The following is a 3958-nucleotide window of genomic DNA, read 5'->3' on the forward strand; positions in this document are numbered from 1 at the left end:
GTGCGCAGCGGGGGTTCTTTCATGTCCGAGGACGTCCGCGAAGGTTAGCCCTCAGATCCTGCGGTGGGAGACCTAGGCCTCGTTGTACACCGTCTTGAGCTTCAGCAGGTGAGCGTAGCGGTCCATAGCGGCCTGCTCGTTCTCCTTGAAGAGCTCCTCGGCGCGCTCGGGGAAGGAACGCGTCAGCGAAGCGTAACGGGCCTCGTTCATCAGGAACTCCTGATAGCCGCCCGCGGGCTCCTTGGAATCGAGCGAGAACTTCTTGCCGGCAGCAGCCTCGGGGTTGAAGCGGAAGAGGTTCCAGTAACCGCACTCGACAGCCTTCTTCATCTCGGCCTGGCAGTTCTGCATGCCGCCCTTCTTGATGGAGTGCATCTCGCAGGGGCTGTAGCCGATGATGAGGGACGGGCCGTCGTAGGCCTCGGCCTCGTGGATGGCCTTGAGAGTCTGAGCCGGGTTGGCGCCCATGGCGACCTGCGCCACGTAGACGTAACCATAGCTCATAGCGATCTCGGCCAGAGACTTCTTCTTGGTCACCTTGCCGGCAGCGGCGAACTGAGCAACCTGGCCCAGGTTCGAAGCCTTGGAGGCCTGACCGCCGGTGTTGGAGTAGACCTCGGTGTCGAAGACGAAGACGTTGACGTTGTGGCCAGAAGCCAGGACGTGGTCCAGACCACCGAAGCCGATGTCGTAGGCCCAACCGTCGCCACCGAAGATCCAGAAGGACTTCTTGGTGAGGTAAGCCTTGTCGGCGAGGATCGCCTTGGAAGCGTCGCAGCCGCACTTCTCGAGCTCGGCAACGTAGGCGGCAGCAGCAGTCTTGGAGGCCTCGACGTCGTTGACGGAGTCGATCCAAGCCTGACCGGCGGCCTTGAGCTCGTCGGACGGACCGTCAGCGGCGATGAGCTCCTGGGTGGCGGCGATCAGCTTATTCTGGACGGCCTCGTAACCGATGGCCATGCCCAGACCGTGCTCAGCATTGTCCTCGAACAGGGAGTTGTTCCACGCCGGGCCGTGACCGTCCTTGTCCTTGCAGTAAGGAGCGGTGGCAGCGGGGTTGCCCCAAATGGAGGAGCAGCCGGTGGCGTTGGAGATGAACATGCGGTCGCCGGCGACCTGGGTCACCAGACGTGCATAAGCGGTCTCGGCGCAGCCGGCGCAGGAGCCGGAGAACTCCAGGTAGGGCTGCTTAAACTGGCTGCCCTTGACGTTGGCCGCGATGAGCTCCTTCTTCTCGGAGACGTTCTTGACCATGTAGTCCCAAACGGGCTGCTGATCCATCTCCTGCTCGGCGGGAGCCATCTCGAGGGCGCCCTTGGGGCAGACCTTGACGCAGTTGGTGCAGCCCATGCAGTCGAGCGGGGACACGGCCATGGTGAACTTCATGCCCTTGGCCTTGGGACCCATGGCGTCGAGCGTACGGGTAGCCTCGGGCGCGGCAGCAGCCTCGTCCTCGGTCATCGCGAACGGACGGATGGTGGCATGCGGGCACACATAGGCGCACTGGTTGCACTGGATGCACTTGGTCTCGTCCCAGTGAGGAACGACCACGGCGACGCCGCGCTTCTCGTATGCGGAGGCGCCCAGCTCAAACTGGCCGTCGGCGCAATCGACGAAGGCGGAAACGGGCAGGCTGTCGCCATCCATGCGATCGATGGGCTCGAGCAGGTTCTTGACCTGCTGGGCGATAGCGGACTTGGTCTCCTCGGAAAGCTCGACAGGAGCGGCGTCCTCGGCGGTAGCCCAGTCGGCCGGAACCTCGAACTTACGGAAGGCGGTAGCGCCGGCATCGATGGCCTTGTGGTTGGCGTCGACGATGGCCTGGCCCTTCTTCATGTAGGACTTGGTAGCCGCGTCCTTCATGTACTGCAGGGCGTCCTCGGCGGGCAGGACCTTGGCCAGCGCGAAGAAGGCGGACTGGAGCACCGTGTTGGTGCGCTTGCCCATGCCAACCTTGGCGGCCAGGTCGATAGCGTCGATCAGGTAGACGTTGATGTTGTTGTTCGCGATGTAGCGCTTGGCCACGGCGGACATGTGCTCGGCGAACTCCTCGTCGCTCCACTGGCAGTTGACCAGGAAGGTGCCGCCAGGCTTGACGTCGCGGACCATCTTGAAGCCCTTGACGATGTAGCTGGGGTTGTGGCAAGCGACAAAGTCGGCCTTGGTCACGTAGTACGGCGAGCGGATCGGGGAATCACCAAAGCGCAGGTGCGAGACGGTAACGCCGCCGGTCTTCTTGGAGTCGTACTGGAAGTAGGCCTGAACGTACTTGTCGGTGTGGTCGCCGATGATCTTAATCGAGTTCTTGTTGGCGCCGACGGTACCGTCGCCACCCAGACCCCAGAACTTGCACTCGATGGTGCCGGGAGCTGCGGTGTTGGGCGCATCCTCGGCCTCGGGCAGGCTCAGGTTGGTCACGTCATCGACAATGCCGATGGTGAACTCGCGCTTGGGCTCGTCCTTCTTGAGCTCCTCGAAGACGGCAAACGCGGACGCGGGAGGCGTGTCCTTGCTGCCCAGGCCGTAACGGCCGCCGACGACCTTGATACCCGTCTTGCCGGCCTCGTAGAGAGCGGAGACGACGTCCTGGTAGAGCGGCTCGCCGATGGAACCCGGCTCCTTGGTGCGGTCCATGACGGCGATCTTCTTGACGGTCTCGGGGAGAACGTCCACGAAGTGCTTGATGGAGAACGGACGGAACAGGCGAACCTTGACCAGGCCGACCTTCTCACCGTGAGCGTTGAGGTAGTCGATGACTTCCTCGAGCACGTCGCAGAAGGAGCCCATGCACACGACGACGCGATCGGCATCGGGAGCGCCGTAGTAGTTGAACAGGCCGTAATCGGTGCCGAGCTTCTCGTTGATCTTCTTCATGTAGCCCTCGACGACGGCAGGGAGCTCGTCGTAGACCTTATTGCAGGCCTCGCGGTTCTGGAAGAAGATGTCGCCGTTCTCATGGCTGCCGCGGGTGTGCGGGTGCTCAGGGTTGAGCGCGTGATCGCGGAAAGCCTGGACGGCGTCCATGTCGCACATCTCGGCAAGATCCTTGTAGTCCCACATGGCGACCTTCTGGATCTCGTGGCTGGTGCGGAAGCCGTCGAAGAAGTTGAGGAACGGGGTCTTACCCTCGATGGCGGCAAGGTGAGCCACCGGCGAGAGGTCCATGACCTCCTGGACGTTGCCCTCGGCGAGCATGGCGAAACCGGTCTGGCGGCAGGCCATGACGTCGGAGTGATCGCCAAAGATGTTCAGGGCGTGGGAAGCGACGCAACGCGCGGAGACGTGGAAGACGCCCGGGAGCTGCTCGCCCGCGATCTTGTACATGTTCGGGATCATCAGGAGCAGGCCCTGAGAAGCCGTGTAGGTGGTGGTCAGAGCACCGGCGCCCAGCGAACCGTGAACGGTACCGGCTGCACCCGCCTCGGACTCCATCTCGACGACCTTGACCGGGGTGCCAAAGATGTTCTTGCGACCCTGGGCCGCCCACTGGTCGACATGGTCGGCCATCGGGCTGGACGGCGTAATGGGATAAATTCCCGCTACCTCGGTGTACGCATACGAAACATATGCGGCCGCCTCGTTGCCGTCCATAGACTTAAACTTACGCGCCATATACCCCTCTCCTCTCATATAGGTATACAGGCCCCGGCGATTACCGGGATGTTGGCGTGATGGGATTTTCGCTGTTGCTTCCAGTCATCTGACAGGCGGACTCAGCAGCAGATACATGGCGTGGAGAGAAGGCATGCCGAGGCGAGGAGGCTGCACGCGCTCCACAGGCCCAGCTACCCGTCTTGCACATGATCGAGCGCCGCAAAGGCCGCATGCCGGATGCTCCCGGGCACGCCCCGATGATGGGAAGCGCCCGCAACGGAAATCCGCATGCGGGTTTATTGTACCCCGCCGTCAAGTGTAATTTCGACAAATATAGGCGGGCGGTAAAGGTTTACCCCGAGCG

Annotated in this window: 1 protein-coding gene; it reads right to left on the reverse strand. The window is 62.5% G+C overall.

Annotated features, from left to right (window positions below):
- Positions 1 to 72: 72 nt before the first annotated feature.
- Positions 73 to 3612 carry a pyruvate:ferredoxin (flavodoxin) oxidoreductase gene (nifJ, locus tag ACQRC0_RS08580; protein WP_427729284.1) on the reverse strand — a complete coding sequence of 1180 codons (3540 nt, stop codon included), beginning with the start codon at positions 3610 to 3612 and terminating at the stop codon, positions 73 to 75.
- Positions 3613 to 3958 lie beyond the last annotated feature (346 nt).

The organism is Collinsella sp. SGI.033 (assembly GCF_050315135.1).
Classification (GTDB): domain Bacteria; phylum Actinomycetota; class Coriobacteriia; order Coriobacteriales; family Coriobacteriaceae; genus Collinsella.